Genomic DNA, 25,156 nt, shown 5'->3' with positions numbered 1-25,156 from the left:
TCAAATGATTGTTTATTGCAGATTAAAGGAGGTAAAATACACTTTTTCTACTTTTCCTTCTTGGAGGTAGCTATTAATTTTATCTTTTAGTTCCTTCTTAAAGGCCTCTCTACCCTTGTCTCCTTCAATCTCATTAACGTTCGTATTAGCCAGCAGCGTTATTACAGTATCCTTCACTTGAAAATCACGCTTTTCAAGTTCTTCTTTTGATTTATCAGAATCTGTTTCAAGTTTAATAGCAAGCCGGATAATATTATCAGACTTTAAATTCGTTGTAATCTCTTCCACAGCAACTGTAGATGCAACGATTTCATCAACACTTTTTTTCGCTTCACTTTTTCCGGACTTTTCGCCTAAAACAAAATAAGCCGCCGCCCCGAGAGCACCAATTACGATAAGAATAATTAGTAAAATAATCAGTAATTTTTTCTTCATTCCGGTTCCTCTATTCCTTGTTCCATTGAAAATATTTGTATTTTTCGGTAGAAAGATGCGACCTTCTCCAGAACAGCTTCTTCATCTTCTTTTACTACAAACTTCTTACCGTTTGACAAAGTGATTGTAGTATCCGGAAAGCATTCAATCTGTTCAACAAATAGCGCATTCAGTATAAAAGGCTGCCCATTTAAACGGGTTACTTTAATCATAAAACAGCGGAGAAGCGATTACTCGCCTCCCCTCCCTCCTTAACGTTTAAGGTTAACCAGTTCTTGAAGGATTTCATCAGATGTTGTAATAATTTTTGAGTTTGATTGGAATCCGCGCTGGGCAACGATCATTTCAGTAAATTCGTCAGTTAAGTCAACGTTAGACATTTCGAGAAATCCTACTTTAAGAGAACCTGTACCGCCATCACCAGGCTGGTTTGCTGCACTGGCAGTCCCAGAGTTTAGAGACTCACGGTATAAATTGTTTCCGATTTTATCTAAACCGTCACTGTTTGCAAAAGTGACAATCCCGATTTGTCCGCCGTCTTGTTTTTGACCGCCCGCATCAACGATTGACACCTTCCCATCAGAACCAATGTTGAAGCTTTGTGCATCAGTAGGGATTTGAATTGTGTCTCCATTCATATTTAATACGTGGTAGCCATCACCCGTTACCATTGTTCCAGTATTATCTAAATAGAAGTTTCCTGCTCTTGTATAGGATGTTCCATCGCCTGTATCAATTCGAAAGTAACCGTCACCGTCAATCGCTAAATCAAGTGTTCTTCCTGTACTTTGTGTTGCGCTTGTTGAATGGATTGTATCAATTGTGCCTGATGATGAACCTAAACCGATCTGCTTAGAGTTTGTACCCCCAATAGCCCCTCCAGCAGCAGAACCGCCTGCAATCGTTTGGCTTACCATATCTTTAAAGGTTACACGGCTCTTTTTAAATCCTACTGTATTCACGTTGGCAATGTTGTTGCCGATAACGTCAAGCTTTGTTTGAAAATTTTTCATACCGCTGATTCCAGAATAAAGTGAACGTAACATAATGTATTCCCCCAGATTGTTTTATTTAGAAGACTGTGCTACAGACAACACATTCGTCGGGCTGATTTCAGTGCCATCATTAAGAACAAGATAATATTTTCCTTTTGACTGTTTTACTGAACTTACTGTGCCTGCTTTTTCTGTTGCTCCTCCGTCAGCAGTCCAAGAAACTTCTTTTCCCATCCAATCAAGATACGTCGTAAACGGATCCTGATTTTCGACGAACTTAGTCATTGTGGTATTCAGATTCATCATTTGTTCCAGACTAGAAAATGTCGCCATCTGACTGATGAATTCTTTATCATCGACCGGGTTGAGCGGATCTTGGCTTTTAACTTGGGTCATTAATATTTTTAAGAATTCATCTTTCCCCAAGCTGCTATTGCCAGTCGGCGCAGTGCTTGTTTTTTCAGGCAGTTTATATTCTGAACTTATAGAAGTCATTCTTCTTCCTCCATATCAACTTCCGATATTTCATCGAGCAGATCACCGAAATCATTTGATTGTTTTTTCTGTCTTTGCTGTCTCTGTCCATCTTGCTGCTGTTTCTGTTCATCAGCAAGCTGCCCGTATATCGGCTGATCTCCGCTTTGGACCGGGAGCGTGAAACGATCAATTTGGACTGCCATATTCGGCAATGATTGCTTCAGCTGAGGAAGATGCTGTTCAAGCAATTCTTTTGCTGATTGGCTTGATGCAATGATCTTACTCTGAAACATCCCATTTTCATTTGTCAGCTTGATTGTGACAAATCCTAGATGTCCAGGATTCAGCCGAATGGTGAAGCTTCCTGTCGATCTGCCGAAAGGCGTATATTTCATCTGTTTCCACCCTTTGATCACTTGATCAGCTACCGTTTTTGTTTCGGCAGCCGGCAAATCAGATGACATCTGCTGCGGATTAAGTGTTTGAACTCCGCCTGTGCTCCGGTAGCCTGAGAACAGCATGTGAAGTCCTGATTTACTATCAACAGATTGAACGCTTCCAGAAATATCCGATGAATTTTTACTGAATGAACTCTGTGAGGACGGTGCCAGAACACGCTTCCCAAAGTCTTGTGATGATTCGGATGATTTCGGTAACAAGAAAGCCTTCAGTTGACTTTCAGCTAAATTCCATTCTTTTGTCCCTTTTTGAGGCAGCATAGACATTTGTTCCATTAAGCTTTGAAAGCTTTTCAGTTCTGATGCTGTCATCGAATATAGCTTAGAACTCGACTCATCTTTGGTGAATATTTGCTGTTTTAGATCCTGAATGAGCTGTTGAGATACACCCTTTTTTTCTAATGAAGAAAGAAATTGATCTCCGTTCTGATAAACGGCATGGGCTTTATTGCCATTCCCGCGATCAGACAGCTTATTCCCTTCTAACAGCTGACTAATGAACATCTGGATAAGGATAAGTTCTTTATTATCCTTAGACTCTACATTCTCCTGATTTGATTGCTCTGTATCAGACTTCAGTTCTCCATCGGTATCATTGACAGCTGAGGCCAATTTGCCTTCTGAAATGATTTTCCCCGATTCCGCAAGTAATGGCGCAGTTTCGTCGGACATTAATTCTACTGTCTGCAACAGATTCTGCAGCATTTGCTGATCCGTTTCATCCAACTGCTTCCCTGTTAGTTTGCTTAATGTTTGCAGAAGGTCTGCTTTTTGTTTGTCTTGCTCTTCAGGACTGGCGTTTAGCCAATCACTGATTTTTTTAAGCGCATCTGTTAAAAGCTGATCACCAGCAGGAGTTTCCTTACCTTGTTCTGAGAGTTCCTTCAATCCGGTCTCAGACATAAGCCAATTTTGAAAAACCCCCTGGCTACTATTCATGGTTTTAGCCGCAGGTCCTGCTGTGTTTTTCAGCATAGGGCCCGCCAAGTCAAGCAGCTTCACCTTTCATCCCCCCTTATTCATGGCTGGCAGCAATTTTTTCTGTGTAGGTTGCTGCTTGCTCAGGAGTCATCTTCGCCAATATGTCAGCAAGCTGCTTTTTGCTTAAGCCATTCAATATTTTCAGCGCTTCTTGCTCCTTTAATTGGGCAATGATTTTTGCAGCCTTTCCGCTGTCCATGCTTTTATATACGCTGATCACCTTGTCGTTTTTAGAGGAAGAATTCGGTTCTGATGCATTTTCAGTATGATCTTCTGATGACTTTTTTTGATCCTCTGCTGTCTTTTCAAGTGAACGGATTTTTTGATTGAGTCTGTCAATTTCAGATTTACTCGTTTCTAAATCTTTATTCAATATATTGATTTCACTTTTTTGATCCTTAATGGTCTTTTCCAAAGCTGCCGTATTACTGCTATCCTTACTTGATGCTGTGTCTTTTTTATTTTCGGTTTCAGGAACCAATTCTTTTAAAACCGGCGTTTTTGCCGCCGTTTCCTGTATTGGCTTTAAAACATTGACACCAGCAGCCCAAAGAATAATTCCCCCTGCGATTAAAAGAAACACCAGCGGTAGGATAATGATAAGCAAAACCGAACGGGACTTACCTGATTCTTTCTTTTTGCCGGACATTACATTCGCTCCTAATGGCCTTGAATCATAAACTGCTTAATCGAAATGTCATCCATTTCTTTCATCTCTGCAGCTTTGTCTTCAAGAGCAAACATTTTAAACTGTTTTTCACGCATTTTTTCAAACTTTTTCACTTCAATATTTTTCTCAGTCAAAATTTCTTGTTTTTGATTCATTTGATTTCTTTTCATAATAACAAGCTTTTGATAGTGATAAATCGTATTTTCCAGATTTGAGACAAATTGCTGGTAATGCCTCATCTCTTGCACACTCATGCCGCTTTTCAATCTCTTTTCCTTATTTTGTTCCAGCAATTCCTTTTTGCTCATATTTTCATATAATTTTTCAGCAACATTTTCAAATTCAGAAACGGATTGCTGATATTCGGATAAGGATTGATCTTTCTCATTTTCTTTTAGTTCCAGCAGCTTTTGGAATCTAAATTGATAAACCACGTTTATTCCTCATTTCCTGTCAAACTAGTTAATGCAGCAATGCTTTCTTCCAATGATGCTGAATCGTCTGTTCCCTGTTTTAAAAATTGAATAAGCTGCGGATAAAATTGAATGGCTTCATCAATTTCTCTTGAGGATCCTCTTTTGTAAGCTCCAATATTAATGAGGTCTTCCGAATTTTGATACGTCGATAACAATTCACGGAATTTATTTGCTGCATCCAGATGTTGTCTTGTCGATATGTTTGACATCACCCTGCTAATACTTTTTAGTATATTAACTGCAGGAAACTGGCCTTTATTAGCAAGCGCCCTATCCAACACAATATGTCCGTCTAAAATACCGCGAACAGTGTCAGCGATCGGCTCATTCATGTCATCCCCGTCTACCAACACAGTATAAAACGCCGTAATGGTTCCATGTTCATTTGCACCTGTTCTCTCTAATAAACGAGGTAAAATAGCGAACACGGAAGGTGTATAGCCTTTTGTCGTCGGAGGCTCTCCGGCAGCCAGCCCAATCTCACGCTGCGCCATTGCCACCCTTGTAACAGAATCCATCATAAACATGACATTTTGGCCTTTATCACGGAAATACTCAGCAATTGCAGTTGCAGTATATGCTGCTTTCAATCTCATTAATGCTGGCTGATCTGAGGTGGCAACGACTACAATCGATCGTTTTAAGCCCTCTTCTCCCAGGTCTTTTTCAATAAACTCACGAACCTCTCGCCCGCGCTCCCCGACAAGTGCAATGACGTTTAAGTCAGCCTCTGTCTGTTTGGCAATCATCCCCATTAATGTACTTTTTCCGACACCGCTTCCTGCAAAAATACCAATCCGCTGGCCTTTACCGACCGTCAATAAACTGTCAATTGATCTGACACCGACACCCATCTTTTCCCGGATAGGCGGCCGTTTCATCGGATTAGGCGGTGATTGCTCCGTCGATACAAGTGAAAGCCCTTTTGGCAAAAGCGTTCCGTCAAGCGGTTCACCAAAAGCGTCGACAACTTGTCCGATCAGTCCGGCTCCAACTTTCACGCGAAGAGATTCACCAGTAGCTTCTACAATGCTGCCAGGCGCAATGCTTGCAGCTTCTAAATAAGGCATTAGCAAAATGTTTTCTTCCTGAAAGCCGACAACCTCAGCTTTAATGACATTGCCAGAATGTCCTTTTGCATAAATCAGGCACACGTCACCAATTGAGCTCGCAGGCCCTTTTGATTCAATCATCAGGCCGATCACTCGTTTGACTTTACCGTACCGTTTATATGAGTCCGTCATGTCGATACAATCTATCAGACTCTGTGTATTCATTCAGCTGCACCCGCTTCCAACACTGTCAGAAGTTTATCTTTCAATTGCATCAATTGTGTGTCAACACTCGCATCTACCCTGCCAAAAGGTGTCTCAATAAAACAGGTTCCTTTTTGAGCTTTTTCATCAGCATATATGCCGAACCGGCATTCTTTATGAAGCAAATGCTGGATTTCGTCTTTTTGCTGAAAGACTGTCTCATAGTAATATGGATCTACATATATTGATATATCGTCGTATTCCTTTACTTCGTTAATGACTTGTTTCACTAGCAGTAGAAAAGCCTCTTTATCATCAGATGTTTGTTGCCATACTTTTTTAGCAAGTGCAACGGCAAGCTCAACAATTTCTCCATTAGCGTCTTCAAGCTTATCCTCAACAGCTTTTCTGGACATTTCAGTTATGCTGTTCGCTTGGCTGATAAGTTCAGCGTACTGCTGCATCGCCTCAGCCTTTCCTAATGCCATACCCTGTTCAAAGCCCTCGGCTTTTGCTTCTTCAATAAGCTTCTGTTTTTCAGCCGACCAATCATTTTTTTCCTGCTCAATTTGACGGCGAATATTTTCTATATGGCTGTTTGCCTGCTCAGAAATCCGGTCAGCTTCCTCTTTCACTCGGGCCATAATTGCTTCTGGGTTCTCTTCAGCCTGCAAAAGGTGAGAATGATCGATACGCACCTCTTGTACAGAGAGCTTTCTTTTTTCCTTTTGTGGAGAAAAAGATGATTCTTGTTTAATGATATTAGACAATAATATCGTCCCCTCCGCCTCTTGCTATTACAATTTCACCGGCTTCTTCAAGCTTTCTGACGATGCTTACAATTCTTGATTGAGCTTCTTCTACATCTTTCAAACGTACAGGTCCCATAAATTCCATTTCTTCTTTAAAGGTTTCAACCATACGCTGTGACATATTGTTGAACACGATTTCTTTAACTTCCTCGCTGGCAACTTTTAATGAAAGAAGCAGATCGTCGTTCTCAACATCGCGAATGACTCGCTGAATGGCGCGGTTATCAAGTGTAACAATATCTTCAAAGACAAACATCCGCTTTTTAATTTCTTCAGCAAGATCAGGATCCTGAATTTCCAATGAATCCAAGATCGTTTTCTCTGTGCCTCTGTCAACTCCGTTTAACACTTCAACAACAGCTTCAATTCCGCCTGTTTGTGTATAGTCCTGAGTAAATGCCGAAGATATTTTTTGTTCCAGAATCCGTTCTACCTCATTTATAATTTCAGGTGCCGTTCTGTCCATAACAGCGATTCTTCTCGCAACCTCAGCCTGTACCTCAGGGTTCAGCTCAGATAAAATTTGCCCGGATTGCACAGGATCTAAATAGGACAAAATTAACGCCATCGTCTGCGGATGCTCTTGCTGTATAAAATTCAAGATTTGTTCGGGCTCCGCTTTTCTGGCAAAATCAAATGGTTTAACTTGTAAAGAAGAAGTCAGCCTATTAAGGATGTTTTCCGCCTTATTCTCTCCAAGCGCCTTCTCAAGAACTTGTCTCGCATAGCTTAGACCGCCTTGAGAAATATAATCCTGCGCAATGGCTATATTATGAAATTCTTCTATAATTTCATCCTTTTTTTGATGATCGACACTTCGAACACCTGATATTTCTAAGGTAAGCCTTTCAATTTCTTCATCGGTTAAGTGCTTATACACAGAAGCTGACACATCTAACCCCAGGGAAATCATGAGAATGGCTGCTTTTTGTTTTCCTGTAAGCTTATCTTGATCACGTCTCGCCATTTCTAATTCCTCCTAATCCTCGTCCAGCCAGCTTCTTAGCAGTTTTGCAAAATCTTCCGGCTTGTCTTTCGCCATTTTTTCAAGCTGTTTTCGTCTGACTGTTTCCGGTGTTTCATTTTCCTCTTCATTGATATCAGGCATGTTAATTGGTTCTTGTGGACTCTCATACTCGTATTCCTCAAACTCATCCTCTTGCGCTCTTTTCTTTCTGATAAGCATAATGATCAGAATAATGATCGCCGCGATTAAAACACCGCCTACGATATATGCCCACAGCGGGATACCTGAGGATTTTTCCGTATTTGTATCTAAGTTGACTTTCCCGTCAAATGGCTGAACGGAGACAACAATTTTATTATTAATATCTTGATCAGAAAGGTTCTGGTTTTGTGTTGTGTCCTTATCCAGTGATGTTCTGACTACAGTTGAGAGGATTTTTTGTATATCATCCTGTCTTTCAGTTGACAGCGACGCCGTATTTTTTGCATCAGGCGGCTCTACCATGACTTGAATTCCTAAATCTCTGACCTTATAAGGACTTTCAGCGATTTCTTTATGGATGCGGTTAACCTCGTAATTGATTTTATTGCTGCTTTTTTCGTAATTTCCGCTTCCGTTATTATCATCAGCAGCTTTATAGTTCGTTACATCTTCCTCACCAGTTCCGGCAGTACCGCCATCGGCTGCACCGTCACCCTGGTATGTTTCAGATACTTTTTCCGCACTAACCGCAATGCCTTCCATGTTTTCTTTATCAACAGGTTCGACAATGTCTTCTGTGCGATTTTCTTTTGTGAAATCAACATCAGCTGTAACAGAGACAACTACTTTATCTTGCCCCATCATCGTTCCAAGCAATGACTGAACATGTTTTTGAATGTCTTTTTCAACTTGGGACTTAATTCCTTGCTGGGAAGAATAACTATCCGCGTAGGACCCTGCACCACTGTCTGATTTGTCGTAGTATGTAGAGTTTTGGTCCATGATGACGATGTTATCTTCTTTTAGGCTGGGCACGCTTTTCGATACTAGATGATACAATCCGTTGACCTGGCTTTGATCTAGCGTATAGCCCGGTTGAATCTGCAGAACGATTGACGCGGATGCTGCAGATTGATCCTCACCGACAAACACAGCGTCTTTCGGAAGGTTAATCATTACTTTTGAATTTTTGATACCGTCCATCTCATTGATCAAATTTGACAGTTCTGTCTGTGTCGCTTTCACTTTGACCATATCAAACTCATTATCTGTCATACCGAAGCCGGCATTCTGTCCAAAAAACGAATAATCAATTGATCCGGTTTTCGGAAGCCCTTCTGCAGCCATTTGTACTTTTAATGAATCAACCTGATCTTCCGGAACGCTAATGACTGTACCGCCGTTTGAAAGTTCGTTTGGCACTTTCTTCGCATCAAGTTCTTCTTTAATTTTCCCTGCTTCTTCTGCAGACAAATCTTTGTACAGCGGCGCCATTTTTGTATTAGAAGCAAAAACACTAACAATAATTCCAATAATAATAATTGCCGCTAAAGCACTAATCATTAAAATCTTTTGTAATTTAGATCTGTTTTTCCAAAACTCACTTGTTTTGTTTTTTATTTGCATTAGAGTACGATTCATGTTAACCCCCGGTCATTCCACTCTTTCTCTTAATCGTCAGACCCCCTACATTTGCATTCTCATAATCTCCTGATATGCTTCCACAGCTTTATTGCGGAACTCTGTAGCAGCAGTGAGAGAGATGTTTGCTTTTTGAGCGGCGATCATCACTTCATCAAGATTTACATCTTTTCCTGCTGCCAAAGCATTAGTCATGTTGTCAGAAGTTACTTGGGACTCATTTAACGAACTAATAGAGTTTTTTAAAAGCTCCGAAAAGCTTGTTTGATTTGAAGAATTTGTTTTTTGGCTATTGTTTACTTGATTTGTTGCATTTTGAATATTTTGCACTTGAAATGGAGAAATTGCATTTATCACATTCATTCACCTTACTTTCCGATTTCTAATGCTTTCATCAGCATTCCCTTAGTGGCATTCATCGCAGTGACATTCGCCTCGTATGATCTTGTGCTGCTGACAAGGTCAACCATTTCTTTCAATGGATCCACATTAGGCTTTTGTACATACCCTTCAGCGTTTGCATCAGGGTCTGTCGGATCATAGACAAGATTAAATTCTGAATCATCCTCAGTAACTTTAGAAACTTTCACACCGTTTCCAGCGTTTCCGCTTCCGCTCATTTTAGAATTGAGGATAGAAGAGAACGATTCACCTTTTGACTGAAGAGAAACCATTTTTCTTCTGTAAGGCACCCATTCTCCATTCACCTGCTTTGCTCTTGTTGTATCCACATTCGCCAAGTTAGACGATACAACGTCCATCCTGACTCGCTGAGCTGTTAAAGCAGATGCTGAAACATTTAAGCTATGAAAAGCTGTCATCATCTTCCTCCTGTTAATACGGTTTTCAACGAATTAAATTTTCCGTTCATTCTTTCAACTAATGCTTGATAGTTGATTTGATTTTGCGCCAATTCTGTCATCTCTTTGTCCACGTCGACATTGTTTCCATTTTGTTGATACGATGTATTTCTACTTTTCACAATTGAATAATTCGAATCACCATCAGAAAAATCAATATGACGATAGTCCGTTTTTGTCGCTTCGAAACGAGAGGACTCTTGTTCTAACAAATTTTGGAAAGAGACTTTTTTTGCCTTATAGTTCGGTGTATCTATATTGGCAATATTATTAGTTATGACTTTTTGCTTAATATCTGCTCTATTCAAGGCATTATCAAGATTTTGTATCGTTCCAGAAAATAAGCTCATATCCACTTACCTCCATTTCAGTTTTTTTCATCCTCAGTATCCTTGTCGAGAATTGTAAAACTCTATGCTTATTGTAAGAAATAACAGGCATAAAGTCTATGAAGTTCGCATAAAAAATTGTCCTCACAATTATCTATTTTATATCTAGGTACAAAGTCCTAGATTATTAGAACTACATTTTCTGTTTGCATATAAGCCTGAATATAACACAATTTCCGTTTTTTCTATATACTTTTCGTCATTTTTTGTGATTTTTCGAGAAATTTGTGTGGTTTATTAAAATTATTACAAAGAACGACTTTCAACCCAGGAAATAAAGCTTATTCATTTCCTTTATTTGAGATAAAAAAAGAACCCCTCATAAAGGGGTTCTTTGCGTGATTAATGTGATTTTAAATGTTCTAATTCGATTAGGAATTTGCTGTTTAGAACTTTGATATAAGTACCTTTCATTCCTAATGATCTTGACTCGATAACACCCGCGCTTTCCAGCTTTCTGAGTGCATTCACAATGACAGAACGGGTAATGCCGACGCGATCAGCGATTTTACTTGCAACAAGAAGGCCCTCGTTCCCATCAAGCTCTTCAAAAATGTGTTCAATTGCTTCAAGCTCACTGTAAGAAAGAGAACTGATAGCCATTTGAACGACAGCTTTGCTTCTTGCTTCCTCTTCAATTTCTTCTGCTTTTTCTCTCAGGATCTCCATTCCGACAACAGTAGCGCCATATTCAGCAAGAATCAAGTCATCATCATGAAATTGATCCTGTAAACGTGAAAGAATGAGCGTTCCTAATCTTTCTCCGCCACCAATGATCGGTACAATTGTTGTTAAACCAGCTTGGAACAGGTCTCTATTCTCAACAGGGAAAGCAGTATACTCACTATTAATGTCCAAGTTAGAAGATGTTTCAGGGATGTTAAATAAATTTTTCGTATATTCTTCAGGGAATTGACGATCCTCAAGCATCTTTTTCATGCGATTATTTTCAATTTGCTGGTTAATAGAATAGCCAAGGAGTTTCCCTCTGCGGCTTACAACGAAAATATTGGAATCAATGACATCCCGAAGCGTCTCCGCCATCTCCTTAAAGTTCACCGGTTTCCCTGCTGCAGCTTGCAACATGGAGTTAATAATTCTTGTTTTTTGTAATAAAGCCATGATAAATAATCCTCCTAAACATTCCTCTTATTAAATTTTTCACAAAATAAATTGACTTAAATCTTTGTTTTTAGCTATCGTTCCGAGCTTTTCTTCGACATACTGCGGTGTAATTGTTATTTTCTCCATTGTTACGTCAGGAGCTTCAAACGACAGATCTTCTAATAAACGTTCAAGTATTGTATGAAGGCGCCTCGCACCGATATTATCAGTATCCTGGTTCACATGATAAGCAACTTCAGCAATCTTATGAATAGCTTCGTCAGAAAATTCAAGAGATATACCTTCTGTCTGCAACAATGCTTGATATTGTTTGAGCAACGCATTATCCGGCTCTATTAAAATTCTTACGAAGTCGTCTACCGTGAGTTTGCTCAGTTCTACACGAATCGGAAAACGCCCTTGCAGTTCAGGAATTAAATCAGACGGTTTGGCCATATGAAAGGCTCCTGCTGCAATAAATAGAACATGGTCAGTTTTTACCGAACCATATTTCGTGACAACGGTAGAGCCTTCAACGATTGGGAGAATGTCTCGCTGAACACCTTCTCTGGATACATCAGCAGAAGATGATGCGCCTCCGTTTTTGGCAATTTTATCAATCTCGTCGATAAAAATAATTCCGCTTTCTTCAGCTCTCTGAACGGCTTCCTGGCTGACTTCATCCATATCGATGAGTTTGCTTGCTTCTTCATTCGTCAGGACTTTTCTGGCTTCCCTGACGGTCATTTTGCGCCGTTTCTTTTTCTTTGGCATTAATCCGCTCAGCGCATCCTGCATATTCATACCCATCTGCTCCATACCCGAGCCCTGCAGCATGTCAAACATAGATGGCTGCTGCTCTTCGACTTCTACTGTTACATAGTAGTCTTCCAGTTCTCCTAAAGCAAGCTGATGCGCCATGCGTTTTCTTTTTTCTTCAATGTTTGCTTCTTCCTGGCTCTCCGCCTCATCTTCACCATTCGGCTGGCTGCCGCCAAAAAACATTTCAAATGGATTTTTAACGCCTGATTGTTTTTTCTTCCCCGGAACTAACAGTCGAACAATGCGTTTGTTTGCATTTTCCTCTGCCTGTTCCTTTACTTCAGTCATTTTCTCTTCTTTTATAAGCCGAACAGAGGTTTCCACAAGGTCTCTGACCATAGATTCAACATCTCTGCCTACATAGCCGACTTCAGTGAATTTTGTTGCTTCAATTTTGATAAATGGCGCACCTGAAATCTTGGCAATTCGTCTGGCAATTTCCGTTTTTCCAACGCCTGTAGGTCCCATCATTAAAATGTTTTTCGGAACGACCTCATCCTTCAGCTTTTCATCCAGAAGGCTTCTTCTATAGCGGTTTCTTAATGCCACGGCGACAGCTTTTTTCGCGTTTTGCTGACCGACAATATATTGGTCTAACCGATCTACAATCTGTCTTGGTGTTAACGGTTGTTTTTCCATGCGCCTCAAGTCCTTTCTATTCAAGCTCTTCCAGTATGATTTGATCGTTCGTGTATACACAAATTTCGCCTGCTGTTTCTAACGCAGCTCTAGCAATCTCACTTGCAGACATACTTTCCCCAGCATGTTTTTTCAAAGCTCTTCCCGCTGCCAGAGCGTAATTGCCCCCTGATCCAATTGCGAGAATACCGTCATCTGGTTCGATCACCTCGCCTGTTCCTGATACGAGAAGCAACGTATCCTGATTCATAACAATCAGCATGGCTTCAAGCTTTCTAAGCACTTTATCGCTACGCCATTCCTTTGCAAGCTCAACAGCCGCCCGTTTTAAGTTGCCGTTATATTCTTCAAGCTTAGCTTCAAACTTTTCGAATAAAGTGAAAGCGTCTGCAACAGATCCCGCAAAACCTGCAAGAACCTTACCGTTAAACAGCTTTCTTACTTTTCTTGCAGTGTGTTTCATGACAACAGCCTGACCAAATGTCACTTGCCCGTCACCAGACATAGCACTTCGTCCCTTATGCTGTACGGCAAATATTGTGGTCGCATGAAAAGATGACATAAAGGGCCTCCTTTAATTTTTCTTAAAAGCTCTTGGATGGTGAGACATATATGTGTTTCTCAACATTTCCTTCGAAACGTGCGTGTATATCTGTGTCGAGGACAGATTGGAATGTCCGAGCAGTTCCTGGACGCTTCTCAAATCTGCTCCTTCGTTTAACAGGTGAGTGGCAAACGTATGTCGAAGCATATGCGGATGAATATGTAAAGCGCCGGACGCTTTTTGAACAAGCCCGCTTAAAATATGCCTGACTCCTCGGGCTGTAAGCGGTCCGCCTCTTTGATTTACGAATAATAGATCATGAGGTTCTTTTGCTTTCATCAGCAAGCACTGTCTTCCACTATTCATATATACCTTCAACGCCTCACGGGCGTAAGACCCAAAGGGGATATAGCGCTGTTTCTTACCTTTACCGTGTACAAGCACAGTGTCCATAAATAAGTCAATGTCGTGAATGGTTATGGAACAGCATTCACTGACCCTCATTCCGGTGGCATAGAGAAGCTCTAACAGTGCTTGATCCCTCATTCCGGTCGGCTGGCTTATATCTGAAACGTCAAACAGCTCCTCAAGCTCTTTTTGATATAGAAACTTCGGTATTCGTTTCTCTTGTTTCGGCAGATGAACAAGCTGAAATGGATTTTCTTCAACAAGCTTTTCCCGCATCAAAAACTTATAAAAGCTTCTTAATGCAGATATCTTTTTGCTTATCGTTCTTCTCGATAAGCCTTTTTCATAGGCTTGTGTCAGAAAAATCCTAATATCTTGATATGCAGCTTTTTCAAATCCATTTATACATTGAACGCGCAGGAAAGTCTCGAATTCTTCAATTGAATCCACATAATTCACAATAGTATATTGTGAATAATTTTTTTCAATTTGTAAATATTCTACGAATAAGTTTACGAAATTCTTAACATTCTCCATGCCTAATACCTCCCCAGGAAGGGCTTTTAAATGGTATCACAAATCGCGCTCAGGTTGCAATCAATACCTATATTGTTTTCGAAATTGTTCGAATTGTCTCAATTGCACGATTTGCGTATTGTTCATTCCGCTCTTTTTTATTTTTAATTTTAACAGGCAATTCTTTTAAAAGCCCAAAGTTTGCATTCATCGGTTGGAAATTCTTCTGGTTTGTTGTTGTAATATAGTGCGCCATGCTTCCTATAGCTGTTTCCTGCGGGAAGGTAATAAGCTCTTCTCCTAAAACAAGTTTAGCCGCATTAATCCCTGCTACCAGACCTGAGGCAGCTGATTCGACATATCCTTCTACTCCCGTCATTTGCCCTGCAAAGAACAGATCATTGCGGTTTTTAAATTGATAAGTCGGCTCTAACAGACTTGGAGAGTTAATGAATGTATTTCTGTGCATCACGCCGTATCTGACAATTTCTACATTTTCAAGCCCAGGAATCAATTTAAGAACTTCCTTTTGATCTCCCCATTTTAAATGAGTCTGGAATCCTACAATATTATAGAGTGTTCCCGCTGCATCATCCTGTCTGAGCTGAACGACAGCATGCGGACGTTTGCCTGTAACAGGATGTTCTAAACCAACTGGTTTCATCGGCCCAAAAAGCATTGTTTTCTTTCCCCGTTTTGCCATGACTTCAATCGGCATACAGCCTTCAAAGAAAATCTCTTTTTCGAATTCTTTTAATGGGACTGTTTCTGCTGATGTTAATGCTTCATGAAAACGGTCAAATTCTTCTTCTGTCATCGGGCAGTTCAAATATGCCGCTTCACCTTTATCATAGCGCGATTTCAAGTATACTTTATCCATATCCAAACTGTCTTTTTCTACAATTGGCGCCGCTGCATCATAAAAATATAAATAGTCCTCTCCAGTTAGTTCCTTCAGCTGTGCAGACAGTGATTCAGATGTTAATGGACCTGTTGCGATAATAGTAGGACCTTCAGGAATTTCTGTCACTTCTTCATTCATAACAGTTACGTTCGGATGATTTTTCACCCGATTTGTCACACTTGCAGCAAATTCGTGACGATCTACAGCAAGGGCGCCGCCGGCAGGCACCGAACATTCGTCAGCCGCCGCGATAATGGCTGAATCAAGCGCGCGCATTTCTTCCTTTAATACACCGACAGCGTTAGCAAGCGTATTGGAGCGCAAAGAGTTGCTGCACACTAGCTCAGCAAATTTATCTGTATGGTGTGCAGGGGTTTGTTTAACAGGGCGCATTTCATATAGTTTGACTTGAATCCCCCGTTTGGCAAGCTGCCATGCTGCTTCACTTCCTGCGAGTCCAGCTCCGATTACATTCACTGTTTGTTGGTTCATCATTCACATCTCCTAGTTTATTATTCAAGGCCTTCTTTTACCACACAAAGAAGGTGAGCAAGACCCTGCTCACCGCTACTTCTGTGGTTCTTCCTTATAATCGCATTCCACACATTGGACTTGTATGCCTTTTTTGAGTTTTTTCTCAACAAGCATGTTTTCGCATTTCGGGCATTTTCGTTCAATTGGTTTATCCCAGGAAACGAATTCACATTCCGGATAACGGTCACAGCCGTAAAAAATGCGTTTCTTTTTCGATTTTCGCTCAACAATATTTCCTTCACCGCAGCTTGGGCACTTCACGCCGATTTGTTTCACAATCGGTTTTGTGTTCCGGCAGTCCGGGAAGTTAGAGCAAGCTAAGAATTTACCGTACCTCCCCATTTTATATACCATTGGAGAATTGCATAATTCACAATCTTCCCCTGCATATTCTGGTTCGATTTCAACTTCCTTCATTTCCGATTCGGCTTTTTTAACGCGTTTTTCAAAATCGCTGTAGAAGTTATCAATAATCTTAACCCATTCTGTATTGCCTTCTTCTACATGGTCAAGGTCTTTTTCCATCTTCGCTGTAAACTCAACATTAATGATTTCAGGGAAAAATTCCATGATCAGGTCAAGGACGATCTGGCCTAATTCTGTCGGAACAAAGCGTTTATTATCCAAAGCCACGTAGCCGCGCCGCTGAATTGTATCAAGCGTCGGAGCATATGTGGAAGGACGGCCGATACCTCGTTCTTCAAGAGTCTTGACGAGCCGTGCCTCAGTGTAGCGCGGAGGAGGCTGAGTAAAATGCTGCTCCGGTTCTATATCTTTTGATAATACCGTGTCGCCTTCTTGTAAGTCAGGCAGCATGCGGTCTTTTTCTTCTAATTGATCGTCTTTTCCTTCAACATACACCTTCATAAACCCAGAAAACTTGACTTTACTTCCATTCGCACGAAATGTCAAACCATTGTTTGTCAAATCAACACTCATTGTATCTAGAACCGCAGATGCCATCTGACTGGCAACAAAACGCTCCCAAATTAATTTATACAATCTCATTTGATCTCGGCCAAGTACTGCTTTTAATTCACTTGGTTTTCTGAGAACAGATGTTGGGCGGATGGCTTCGTGAGCATCCTGAGCATTTTCATTCTTTTTCGTAGGCTTTCGTTTGCCGCCTAAGAACTCTTTTCCGTATGCCTGATCGATAAATGCAGCTGCTTCATCGACCGCCGTATTTGAAATGCGGGTTGAATCCGTTCTCATGTATGTGATGAGACCGACTGTTCCTTCTCTTCCAAGATCAATTCCTTCATATAATTGCTGAGCAATCATCATTGTTTTCTTTGCTCTGAAATTGAGCTTACGCGCAGCTTCCTGCTGTAGGGTGGAAGTGGTGAAAGGCAAGGCTGGATTACGTTTGCGTTCCTTTTTCGTAACTTTTTCAACTGTATATTTATTGCCTTTAAGCTGAGAAAGAATGTCTTTTACATCTGCTTCACTTTTTAAAGGAAGTTTTTTGCCGTTTTTTCCGAAAAAGCTCGCTTCGAATGTTTCCTGTCCTTTCAAGAACATACCGTCAATTGTCCAATATTCCTCTGGCTTAAAGTCATTAATCTCTTTTTCGCGGTCGATAATCAAACGGAGAGCAACAGACTGCACACGGCCTGCGCTAAGCCCTTTTTTGACTTTTTTCCAAAGAATAGGACTGATTTTATAGCCGACAAGCCTGTCTAAAATCCGTCGCGCCTGCTGTGCATCTACTAAATCCATATTAATCATGCGAGGATGCTTAAACGATTCCTTAATGGCGTCTTTTGTAATTTCGTTAAAGACCACACGGCAGTCTGAATTGAGATCTAAGTCAAGACTGTGTGCCAAGTGCCATGCAATCGCTTCCCCTTCTCTGTCGGGGTCGGCTGCGAGATACACTTTTTTGGCTTTTTTCGCAGCCGTTTTCAGCTCTTTTAATACCGGCCCTTTGCCTCGAATGGTAATATATTTCGGTTCGAAATTCTGTTCTATGTCAACTCCCATTTGACTTTTTGGAAGATCCCGGACATGTCCCATTGATGCTTTCACTTTATATTTTTTACCTAAGTAACGTTCAATCGTTTTCGCCTTAGCGGGCGATTCCACGATGACTAGATAATCAGACATTTTCATCCCCCTCAAGAGGTGTTCTCTCTCTTTTCACATATTTCAATTTTGGTTTTGCAGCTGTCTTTCGTTGGCTTTCAACATTTCATTCTTTATGATGAACGTCATTATTTAAATAGAAAACAATATGCAACTTTAAATCCTCACTATTATTAAATATTACAATACCGTTTGTCAAACGATAATTCAAAAGGGTTCCGTATATTGAACGTTTCACTCAGGAAGCTCATTGAAAATATCTTCTGCTGACCATATGGCTTTAGCTCCCTGCTGAATGAGTTTTACAGGGCCTCCGGCGTAAGGGTCAAATACTAAACCGGGTACGGCAAATACCTCTCTCCCTTGTTCCAGTGCTTGATACGCAGTAATCAGTGAACCGCTCTTTTCTTTTCCTTGCACGACAACAATCCCTTCACTTAATCCGCTGATAATACGATTTCTCATAGGAAAATGCCATTTTTGAGGTTTGGTTTCAGGTGGGTGCTCTGACAGAAGAATATGATGTTTAGCCATGTGATCTGCTAATTGAAGGTTTTCTTGAGGATAAATATGCTGAAATCCCCCTGCAATGACGCCGATTGTTCGTCCCTTCGCCTTAATACTTGCAGCATGAGACATTCCATCTATCCCTGACGCCAGTCCGCTGACAATCACCCAATCTTTACGGCAAAGCTCTGTTGTAAGATGATTGACAACTTGTATCCCATAGGCTGTTGGATGTCTTGTCCCTACAATGCCAATTTTCCTCCCTTTAGAAAGAAGGGTCATGTCACCCTTTGCAAACAGGACGGCAGGCGGATCATAAATGTTTTTCAGCCAGAAAGGATATTGCTTTGAAGAAATCGGGATGATGTTAATACCTTGCTCGCGGTAAGCTGCAAGTACGCGCTGAAGGTTTGAGTAATGTTCTTCTATTTTATTTTTTAATGCAGCTGCTTTTATTTTACTGTGCGTAACAGTTTCGAACACGGGTGATGTCAGCGACATAGAAGGATCAGCTTTCCACCATTTTAATAGAAGGGATGGGGATAATAAGTGATTGATTCTGCAAATTATTAAACAGGCTGCGGCCTGGTCCAATATATTGACCTCCTTTTGACAGAAAAAGCAGGAACAGCCTTGACGGCTGTCCCTTCATTATTAATGCGTTTTACAAGTTTCGAACAAGTTCTTCTCTTTTAGCACCTTGATTAACGTTTCGCCCATTACAGAAGGTGTCTCTGCAACTTCGATTCCGCATGCATTAAGGGTTTTGATTTTTTCATCAGCAGTACCTTTTCCGCCGGAAATAATGGCGCCTGCATGCCCCATGCGTTTCCCTGGCGGTGCTGTTTTCCCGCCGATAAAACCGACTACCGGTTTTGTCATGTTGGCTTTTACCCACTCTGCCGCTTCTTCTTCAGCAGTACCGCCGATCTCGCCAATCATGATAACAGCGTGTGTGTCAGGATCTTCGTTAAACGCTTTTAAAACGTCAATAAAGCTTGTTCCATTTACAGGATCACCGCCGATCCCAACAGCTGTAGATTGCCCTACACCCGCTTCTGACAGCTGGTGGACCGCTTCGTATGTTAAAGTTCCTGAACGCGATACAACGCCTACATGGCCCTTTTTATGGATATATCCAGGCATAATGCCGATTTTACATTCGTCAGGTGTGATGACGCCAGGACAGTTCGGCCCTATCAGCCGCGTTTTCTTGCCTTCCATGAAGCGTTTGACCTTAACCATATCTAAAACCGGAATATGCTCCGTGATGCAAATCACGAGGTCAAGCTCCGCATCTACCGCTTCCATAATCGCATCTGCTGCAAACGGTGCAGGCACATATATAACCGACGCGTTTGCACCTGTCGTTTGGACTGCTTCAGCCACTGTATGAAATACAGGAACACCTTCCGCTTCCGTTCCGCCTTTTCCAGGTGTTACACCGCCTACGATATTTGTGCCGTATTCGAGCATCTGCTTCGTATGAAATAAAGCGGTAGAACCTGTAATCCCTTGCACAATAACTCTTGTATCTTTATTAATAAAAACACTCATTATCTGGTCCCCTGCCTTTCATTCTTTCCTAAACTAAGGATACAATTTTCTGCGCGCCGTCAGCCATCGATTCCGCAGATGTAATATTCAATCCTGATTCACTAAGGATTTTCTTCCCTATATCCACGTTTGTGCCTTCAAGACGGACAACAAGCGGCAATGTCAAACCGACTTGTTTTGTCGCTTCCACAACCCCTTCTGCAATGACATCACACTTCATGATGCCGCCGAAAATGTTGACAAAAATCCCTTTAACGTTTTGGTCAGAAAGAATGATTTTAAATGCTTCCGTGACTTTTTCTGCGGTTGCACCGCCGCCCACATCAAGGAAGTTGGCCGGTTCTCCTCCATAATGCTTGATAATATCCATTGTGGACATTGCAAGTCCCGCGCCGTTGACCATACAGCCAATATTTCCATCGAGGGAGATGTAGCTTAAGTCATATTTAGACGCTTCGATTTCTTTTGGATCTTCTTCATCCAAATCTCTGTATTCCATAATATCCTTTTGTCTGTATAGTGCATTGCTGTCGAAATTCAATTTCGCATCAAGCGCCATCACATGTCCGTCGCCGGTAACAACGAGCGGATTGATTTCAGCGATTGAGCAGTCTTTCTCAACAAACGCTTTATATAGCCCAAGCATAAACTTAGCAGCTTTTCCCACAAGCTCCTTTGGGATATTAATAGCGAATGCAATTTCTCTGGCTTGATAGCCTTGCAGACCGACAGCCGGATCAATAATAGCTTTTTTGATTTTTTCCGGTGTTTTCTCCGCCACTTCTTCAATTTCCGTTCCGCCTTCTTCAGAAGCCATCAAAACGATTCTGGAAGTTGCTCGATCAAGCACTAGCCCCACGTAGTATTCTTTTTTAATATCGCAGCCTTCTTCAATAAGTAAGCGTTTTATTACTTGGCCGTCCGGACCCGTCTGATGAGTAACTAGGGTCTTCCCTAAGAGTTCTTCGGCATACGCTTTCACTTCGTCTACTGATTTTGCTATTTTTACCCCACCAGCTTTGCCTCGACCGCCAGCATGAATTTGAGCCTTTACGACATAAACCGAGCTGGATAAGCTCTTCGCTTTCTCCACTGCTTCTTCTGCTGTAAAAGCCACTTTACCTTCAGGAACAGACACCCCATATTTCCTGAGGACTTCTTTCCCCTGGTACTCATGGATATTCATTTCCCATCCTCCTAACTTATGTAACAAAACTAAAATAGACTGCGCTTTCATTCTATAATAATACTGGAAGAATTGTCTAGAGTTCGGTACAAAATCTTTAAATCTTTCTAAACATTCAAACTTTTATTTTATTAAAAACATAAATTTCAAACGGCGGATGGGGAATATTTATGGTTATTTTTTGTTTTTTACGCTCTCATCCAATCGGTAAATGAACGAAAAAATCTCGGCTACCGTCTCATAAAGAGCTTCCGGAATTTGATCATCTACAGTCAAATGGCGCATTAATTCGACAAGGGTCCGATCTTCTTGGATCGGAACCCCTGCTTTTTTCGCTTCTTTGATAATATTGTCGGCTACATGGCCCTTTCCTGTCGCAGCCACTTTCGGAGCCTTGTCTTTTTGTTCGTCATAATGGAGAGCCACAGCTTGTCTGATCGGCGTCTGTTTTTTCATATTTTCACATCCACTTCCTGATCACTGATGCTTGTTACATATTGAACGATTGTTGCCTTCTCTTCGGTATGAACTCTTTTTTTGGCGTTTACCCCTGAAAGGCTGTATCCCATTTCCTTGAGAGCTTGTTTAAGGGCGGGCACCATCGGGTCGATCGCATCCTGAAGCTCGAAATCAGTCTCAATTGTAATGGTCATTGCTTTTTGCTGAATCAAGCAATCAACAACGGTTTCTTTTAACGTATCCAGCTGCAGCAAAAACAAAAGCCGGCAATGGGTTGGATCAAGCTTTCCATCCGCTTCTTTCTTTCCTTTAAACAGAACAGTCATGTCCTGTACCCCTGACTTTGAAAACAGCGGAAATGACATCACAATTTGGCTGTATGACGGATGGTCCTGCTGCATGAAAAGCTGCCCGTTTAATTTATGAAACAGCTGATCCGCTTCCTGTTTGACAGGTTCAGCTACCTCATTCGATCCTCTTGCAGCATGGAGAGCCAGCTTAATGGATTGTATATCATCAGGCGCGGCTTCACTTCCTTGTTCAAACGCTTTAATGAACGCAAGCTCGTCCCTTGCACCAATTGCCGTTTTCACTTTGGACAAAAAAGAAAGAACATCAGCCTTATCCGCTAAATGAGGTGCTGTCTGCTGAACAGCCTTTAAAAAGACTTCGGCTTCCTGATCTGTAACTTGCGCTGCCTGTAAAACAGCTGAAGCTGCAGGTGATTTACTATCAGCCGGTGAAGCAGCCGCTTTCATCCAATTTGCTGCTTCTTTCACAATTGGAAGATTGTTTTTATCAGCAGATTCAGTCAGCTTTATCAGCAGCTGTCGGGCTTCTTTGCTCGGAATGTCTTCTACTGCTGTTTTAACAGGCTCTCTTTGTACTCTTTTCTGTTCCTCTGTACGGTTTGCAAGCGATAAGTCGCTCTTCCCGATGGAATCGGCTGGTGCGCTAAGCTCTCTATTTCCAGCTTCAGTGCTTGCAGAAGATGCTTTGGCATTGTTTGTTAACGAGACAAGTCTTTCGATCAGTCGTTCTGCATGGACATCGATTTCACTATTAAAAAGTATCGTAACGGCTTCTTTCAGCTTTGCCATCATCTGGCCCTGCTGGGGGCTCTGATTGATTGCCTGAAGCAGCTGGGATACATGCTGATGAAGCGGAACAGGCGATTTGACAGCATGAATTCCGCTCAATACCTCAGAATGAATGGGCAGATCACGCTTTAAGGCGAAAATAACCGTTTCAATTGCTTTTTTTGTATCTGACGCAGGCAGCGTCTCCATCCAGCGTACCGCTGTTTTGATATCATTTTCTGTTACGGGTGTTTTAGTCTTCAGCATCGCTCCTGTCATCATGAGAGCGGCATTTGAAGGCTTTACCGCGATGGCATTTAAAAGCTTTCCAGCAGCATCCTGAATGGTTTTGGGATTCTGGTCAAAGCTTTGAACGACCTGAAGACGGCCTGTCTGTTCTGTCGTTTTTTTTTCGTAGGAAAACCAATAGTATGCCTGAGGGCGAAGCTGGATTTCAAGTTTTCCCTGGATCGTTTGATTACCGACTTGGATTAGCGCATGCTGGTCTCCCAATAAACGAAGCACTTTTCCTAAAAGAAGACGCTTCTCCCCGTTTAGCGCTTCGCTGATAGTCGATGTTTCCTGGGGGACTCCAGTGTTTCTAAAAAGGTGCTGCAGTGCCTTTTGCACATCATTCCGTATATTCATTTAAAAAAGGTGCCTCCTTGTCCATAGTTTTATCTGAACGATTGAACAGGAGCGAAAGTTTTGCGGTGCAATTCAGTTGGACCGTATGCAGCAAGAGCTTCCAAATGTTCTTTTGTCCCATAGCCTTTGTTTTTTTCGAATCCATACATGGGATATGTTTCGGCATAAACGCTCATCATTCGGTCTCTCGTCACTTTCGCGATACACGCACCTGCTGCAATGGACACGCTTTTGGCATCGCCTTTTATAATTGACGATTGATGTGTGTCAAGCGGCAGCGTCATAGCATCAACAAGCAAATAATCGGGTGTTTCTGACAAATCGTGTATCGCTTTCACCATTGCCATCTTCGAAGCTTCATATATATTGATTTCATCAATAACTGGAGCTTCTACAATTCCTATCCCGACTGCCAGCGCTTTTTCCATAATAAGCTCGTAATATTCCTCACGCTTTTTTTCTGAAAGCTTTTTGGAGTCTGTCAGTCCAAGTATTTCACATTCCTCTGGAAGGATGACGGCGCTTGCGACAACTGGTCCTGCCAACGGCCCCCGGCCGACCTCGTCAACACCCGCAATTAAGCGAAACCCTTTGTTTCTTGCCATCCTTTCATAGGAAGTCATATTCACCCATTGTTCTTTCAGCACTTTTTCTTTCGCCTGCTTTTTCAGCCATTGCTCTACAAGCGTTTGAACGCTTTTTCTCGGATCGTTTTCGCACTGTGCAAGAAACGGGTCTTGTTCATCCCTCACTTGCTGCAAACGGTCTTTAATGTCCTTTACGGTTAATGTATTCACTTTCTCTTCTCCCTTACTGTATGTATCGGTTCTTGTCAGGAAAAAATAAAGACCCGCATTTCTGCGCGCCTTTACATAGTCGGCTGTTCAAATGACAGCCTGCCGAACTTTTCAGTGCGGATATCGCGAATGATGACCTCAGTCGTTTTATCGTAGTTAATGAGCCCGCCGCTCATGAGACAGCCGCGCTTTTCGCCAATTGCATCAAACAGCTCCGCGATGTCCTCTGGTATCTCATCAAGGCTGTAGCGCTCTTTCAGCCGTTCAGGATAATATTCTTCGAGAAAACGAAGACCAAACACGGCCACGTCCTGCAGGTTGATAATCGAGTCTTTAATCGCCCCGGTGACTGCCAGCCGCAAGCCGACAAGCTCGTCCTCAAATTTTGGCCATAAAATCCCTGGTGTATCTAAGAGCTCTAATTCTTTCCCGACCTTCACCCACTGCTGAGATGTCGTAATACCTGGTCTGTCTCCCGTTTTGGCTATGTTTTTCTTTGCCAGCCGGTTGATAAGCGTGGATTTTCCGACGTTTGGAATGCCGATAATCAAGGCGCGAATTGCTCTCGGCTTCACACCTTTTGCCCTCATCCGATCAAATTTTTCTTGGAGAATCTCTTTTGACGCCGGCACAATTTGATTTAGGCCTTGCCCGTTTACAGAGTTAATGGATAAAGAGCGGATCCCATCTTTCTCAAAGTGCTCTTTCCACTGTTGTGTAACTGCCGCATCTGCTTTGTCTGCTTTGTTTAACAGCATAATTCGCGGCTTATTTTTTAGAATATCTTCAATCATTGGGTTTCTTGATGACATTGGGATTCTGGCATCTACCAATTCATATACAATATCAATTAATTTTAATTTTTCGGTTACTTCCCTTCTCGCCTTTGCCATATGGCCCGGGAACCATTGAATTGTCATGTGACACAACACCGCCTTTATCTCTTCATTACGCTAGATTCTAGT

Annotated in this window: 27 protein-coding genes; all 27 read right to left on the bottom strand. The window is 41.7% G+C overall.

Going from position 1 to position 25,156, the window contains the following annotated elements; all coding sequences use genetic code 11:
• Nucleotides 1-12: 12 nt before the first annotated feature.
• Nucleotides 13-435 (bottom strand): flagellar basal body-associated protein FliL, encoded by a 423-nt coding sequence (gene fliL, locus BTW01_RS03270; RefSeq protein ID WP_162101601.1) that lies wholly within the window; start codon nucleotides 433-435, stop codon nucleotides 13-15.
• Nucleotides 432-647: a flagellar FlbD family protein gene (locus BTW01_RS03265; RefSeq protein WP_162101600.1), complete on the bottom strand. Its 216-nt coding sequence runs from the start codon at nucleotides 645-647 to the stop codon at nucleotides 432-434. Before BTW01_RS03265 ends, fliL begins: the two co-directional genes overlap by 4 nt.
• Before the next feature lie 39 nt (nucleotides 648-686).
• On the bottom strand, nucleotides 687-1,481 hold the full coding sequence (gene flgG / locus BTW01_RS03260) for a flagellar basal body rod protein FlgG (RefSeq protein WP_162101599.1): 795 nt from the start codon (nucleotides 1,479-1,481) through the stop codon (nucleotides 687-689).
• Nucleotides 1,482-1,502: 21 nt separating this feature from the next.
• A complete protein-coding gene (flgD, locus tag BTW01_RS03255) occupies nucleotides 1,503-1,925 on the bottom strand; it encodes a flagellar hook assembly protein FlgD (protein ID WP_162101598.1) in 423 nt (140 codons plus the stop codon).
• Entirely contained in the window at nucleotides 1,922-3,367 is a 1,446-nt protein-coding gene (locus tag BTW01_RS03250; protein ID WP_162101597.1) for a flagellar hook-length control protein FliK, read from the bottom strand. Before BTW01_RS03250 ends, flgD begins: the two co-directional genes overlap by 4 nt.
• 13 nt (nucleotides 3,368-3,380) lie before the next feature.
• A complete protein-coding gene (locus tag BTW01_RS03245; RefSeq protein WP_162101596.1) occupies nucleotides 3,381-3,995 on the bottom strand; it encodes a MotE family protein in 615 nt (204 codons plus the stop codon).
• Nucleotides 3,996-4,006: 11 nt separating this feature from the next.
• Nucleotides 4,007-4,450 carry a flagellar export protein FliJ gene (gene fliJ / locus BTW01_RS03240; RefSeq protein WP_162101595.1) on the bottom strand — a complete coding sequence of 148 codons (444 nt, stop codon included), beginning with the start codon at nucleotides 4,448-4,450 and terminating at the stop codon, nucleotides 4,007-4,009.
• Nucleotides 4,451-4,452: 2 nt separating this feature from the next.
• A complete protein-coding gene (gene fliI / locus BTW01_RS03235) occupies nucleotides 4,453-5,769 on the bottom strand; it encodes a flagellar protein export ATPase FliI (RefSeq protein ID WP_162101594.1) in 1,317 nt (438 codons plus the stop codon).
• A complete protein-coding gene (gene fliH, locus BTW01_RS03230) occupies nucleotides 5,766-6,518 on the bottom strand; it encodes a flagellar assembly protein FliH (RefSeq protein WP_162101593.1) in 753 nt (250 codons plus the stop codon). The genes fliI and fliH overlap by 4 nt, the downstream gene beginning before the upstream one ends.
• Nucleotides 6,511-7,527, bottom strand: coding sequence for a flagellar motor switch protein FliG (gene fliG / locus BTW01_RS03225; protein WP_162101592.1), 1,017 nt, complete (start codon nucleotides 7,525-7,527; stop codon nucleotides 6,511-6,513). Before fliG ends, fliH begins: the two co-directional genes overlap by 8 nt.
• Before the next feature lie 12 nt (nucleotides 7,528-7,539).
• Entirely contained in the window at nucleotides 7,540-9,150 is a 1,611-nt protein-coding gene (fliF, locus tag BTW01_RS03220) for a flagellar basal-body MS-ring/collar protein FliF (protein WP_162101591.1), read from the bottom strand.
• Between the two features lie 45 nt (nucleotides 9,151-9,195).
• Nucleotides 9,196-9,507: a flagellar hook-basal body complex protein FliE gene (gene fliE / locus BTW01_RS03215; RefSeq protein WP_162101590.1), complete on the bottom strand. Its 312-nt coding sequence runs from the start codon at nucleotides 9,505-9,507 to the stop codon at nucleotides 9,196-9,198.
• Between the two features lie 11 nt (nucleotides 9,508-9,518).
• On the bottom strand, nucleotides 9,519-9,971 hold the full coding sequence (gene flgC, locus BTW01_RS03210) for a flagellar basal body rod protein FlgC (RefSeq protein ID WP_162101589.1): 453 nt from the start codon (nucleotides 9,969-9,971) through the stop codon (nucleotides 9,519-9,521).
• The gene (flgB, locus tag BTW01_RS03205) at nucleotides 9,971-10,360 is read right to left on the bottom strand and encodes a flagellar basal body rod protein FlgB (RefSeq protein ID WP_162101588.1); all 390 of its coding nucleotides are present in this window, start codon (nucleotides 10,358-10,360) and stop codon (nucleotides 9,971-9,973) included. The genes flgC and flgB overlap by 1 nt, the downstream gene beginning before the upstream one ends.
• A gap of 381 nt (nucleotides 10,361-10,741) precedes the next feature.
• Nucleotides 10,742-11,521 carry a GTP-sensing pleiotropic transcriptional regulator CodY gene (gene codY / locus BTW01_RS03200; RefSeq protein WP_162101587.1) on the bottom strand — a complete coding sequence of 260 codons (780 nt, stop codon included), beginning with the start codon at nucleotides 11,519-11,521 and terminating at the stop codon, nucleotides 10,742-10,744.
• Nucleotides 11,522-11,560: 39 nt separating this feature from the next.
• On the bottom strand, nucleotides 11,561-12,964 hold the full coding sequence (gene hslU, locus BTW01_RS03195; protein WP_162101586.1) for an HslU--HslV peptidase ATPase subunit: 1,404 nt from the start codon (nucleotides 12,962-12,964) through the stop codon (nucleotides 11,561-11,563).
• A gap of 16 nt (nucleotides 12,965-12,980) precedes the next feature.
• Entirely contained in the window at nucleotides 12,981-13,526 is a 546-nt protein-coding gene (clpQ, locus tag BTW01_RS03190) for an ATP-dependent protease subunit ClpQ (protein WP_003238555.1), read from the bottom strand.
• Nucleotides 13,527-13,538: 12 nt separating this feature from the next.
• Nucleotides 13,539-14,453: a tyrosine recombinase XerC gene (gene xerC, locus BTW01_RS03185; RefSeq protein ID WP_162101585.1), complete on the bottom strand. Its 915-nt coding sequence runs from the start codon at nucleotides 14,451-14,453 to the stop codon at nucleotides 13,539-13,541.
• A gap of 67 nt (nucleotides 14,454-14,520) precedes the next feature.
• The gene (gene trmFO, locus BTW01_RS03180) at nucleotides 14,521-15,828 is read right to left on the bottom strand and encodes an FADH(2)-oxidizing methylenetetrahydrofolate--tRNA-(uracil(54)-C(5))-methyltransferase TrmFO (protein WP_162101584.1); all 1,308 of its coding nucleotides are present in this window, start codon (nucleotides 15,826-15,828) and stop codon (nucleotides 14,521-14,523) included.
• Nucleotides 15,829-15,903: 75 nt separating this feature from the next.
• Complete coding sequence (gene topA / locus BTW01_RS03175) at nucleotides 15,904-17,979, bottom strand: type I DNA topoisomerase (RefSeq protein WP_162101583.1); 2,076 nt, start codon at nucleotides 17,977-17,979, stop codon at nucleotides 15,904-15,906.
• A gap of 213 nt (nucleotides 17,980-18,192) precedes the next feature.
• Nucleotides 18,193-19,059 carry a DNA-processing protein DprA gene (dprA, locus tag BTW01_RS03170; protein ID WP_162101582.1) on the bottom strand — a complete coding sequence of 289 codons (867 nt, stop codon included), beginning with the start codon at nucleotides 19,057-19,059 and terminating at the stop codon, nucleotides 18,193-18,195.
• A gap of 60 nt (nucleotides 19,060-19,119) precedes the next feature.
• Nucleotides 19,120-20,022: a succinate--CoA ligase subunit alpha gene (sucD, locus tag BTW01_RS03165; RefSeq protein WP_162101581.1), complete on the bottom strand. Its 903-nt coding sequence runs from the start codon at nucleotides 20,020-20,022 to the stop codon at nucleotides 19,120-19,122.
• Nucleotides 20,023-20,050: 28 nt separating this feature from the next.
• Nucleotides 20,051-21,208, bottom strand: a complete 1,158-nt coding sequence (gene sucC / locus BTW01_RS03160) for an ADP-forming succinate--CoA ligase subunit beta (RefSeq protein WP_162101580.1) — start codon at nucleotides 21,206-21,208, stop codon at nucleotides 20,051-20,053.
• A gap of 174 nt (nucleotides 21,209-21,382) precedes the next feature.
• Nucleotides 21,383-21,664 carry a FlhB-like flagellar biosynthesis protein gene (locus tag BTW01_RS03155; protein WP_162101579.1) on the bottom strand — a complete coding sequence of 94 codons (282 nt, stop codon included), beginning with the start codon at nucleotides 21,662-21,664 and terminating at the stop codon, nucleotides 21,383-21,385.
• Nucleotides 21,661-23,394 carry a hypothetical protein gene (locus tag BTW01_RS03150; RefSeq protein WP_162101578.1) on the bottom strand — a complete coding sequence of 578 codons (1,734 nt, stop codon included), beginning with the start codon at nucleotides 23,392-23,394 and terminating at the stop codon, nucleotides 21,661-21,663. Before BTW01_RS03150 ends, BTW01_RS03155 begins: the two co-directional genes overlap by 4 nt.
• A 29-nt stretch (nucleotides 23,395-23,423) precedes the next feature.
• Nucleotides 23,424-24,191, bottom strand: a complete 768-nt coding sequence (rnhB, locus tag BTW01_RS03145; RefSeq protein WP_162101577.1) for a ribonuclease HII — start codon at nucleotides 24,189-24,191, stop codon at nucleotides 23,424-23,426.
• Nucleotides 24,192-24,262: 71 nt separating this feature from the next.
• A complete protein-coding gene (gene ylqF, locus BTW01_RS03140; RefSeq protein WP_162101576.1) occupies nucleotides 24,263-25,111 on the bottom strand; it encodes a ribosome biogenesis GTPase YlqF in 849 nt (282 codons plus the stop codon).
• Nucleotides 25,112-25,156 lie beyond the last annotated feature (45 nt).

Source organism: Bacillus sp. SKDU12 (assembly GCF_010093085.1).
GTDB classification, from domain to species: Bacteria; Bacillota; Bacilli; order Bacillales; family Bacillaceae; genus Bacillus; species Bacillus mexicanus.
The sequence above is the reverse complement of the archived record's forward strand: the minus strand, read 5'-3'. Positions and strand labels throughout refer to the sequence as shown.